At 39.0% G+C, this 907-nt stretch carries 1 protein-coding gene; it reads left to right on the top strand.

All coding sequences use genetic code 11. The annotated features are described in order from the left end of the window. The coding region (locus tag HT691_RS02865) for a G5 domain-containing protein (RefSeq protein ID WP_172925244.1) at positions 1-907 on the top strand (907 nt) is incomplete at both ends.

Genomic DNA, 907 nt, shown 5'->3' with positions numbered 1-907 from the left:
TTACTGTTGATAGAAAAGAAGCCACGGATACAGTTATCAAAGTTCCAGCTAAAAGCAAGGTTGACCGCGAAGTCCTTCCTACAAGTGTCATCCGTTATGAAAAAGATGAGACTAGAGACCGAGGAGCTTCTATTGAGATGGTTGACGGAGAAGATGGCTATGTAACCACAACGACGACCTACGATGTTAATCCAGAGACTGGTAAGGTTAGCGAAAAGGTTACTGTTGATAGAAAAGAAGCCACGGATACAGTTATCAAAGTTCCAGCTAAGAGCAAGGTTGAAGAAGTTCTTGTTCCATTTGCTACTAAATATGAAGCAGACAATGACCTTTCTGCAGGACAGGAGCAAGAGATTACTCTAGGAAAGAATGGGAAAACAGTTACAACGATAACTTATGATGTAGATGGAAAGAGTGGACAAGTAACTGAGAGTACTTTAAGTCAAAAAGAAGACTCTCAAACAAGAGTTGTTAAAAAAGGAACCAAGCCCCAAGTTCTTGTCCAAGAAATTCCAATCGAAACAGAATATCTCGATGACTCAACTCTTGATAAAGGTCAAGAAATAGAAGAAGCAGGAGAAATTGGTGAAATTACGCTTACTACAATCTATACTGTAGATGAACGTGATGGAACAATTGAAGAAACTACTTCTCGTCAAATTACTAAAGAGATGGTAAAAAGACGTATAAGGAGAGGGACGAGAGAACCTGAAAAAGTTGTTGTTCCTAAGAAGTCATCTATTCCTTCATATCCTGTATCTGTTACATCTAATCAAGGAACAGATTCAGCATTAGAACCAGCTAAACCAGTTGCTGCAACAACAGGCTGGAAACAAGAAAATGGTATGTGGTATTTTTATAATACTAACGGTTCCATGGTAACGGGTTGGGTACAAGTGAATGGTTC

The sequence above is a fragment of the Streptococcus sp. 477 genome, from assembly GCF_013277295.1.
GTDB lineage: Bacteria > Bacillota > Bacilli > Lactobacillales > Streptococcaceae > Streptococcus > Streptococcus pseudopneumoniae.
The sequence above is the reverse complement of the archived record's forward strand: the minus strand, read 5'-3'. Positions and strand labels throughout refer to the sequence as shown.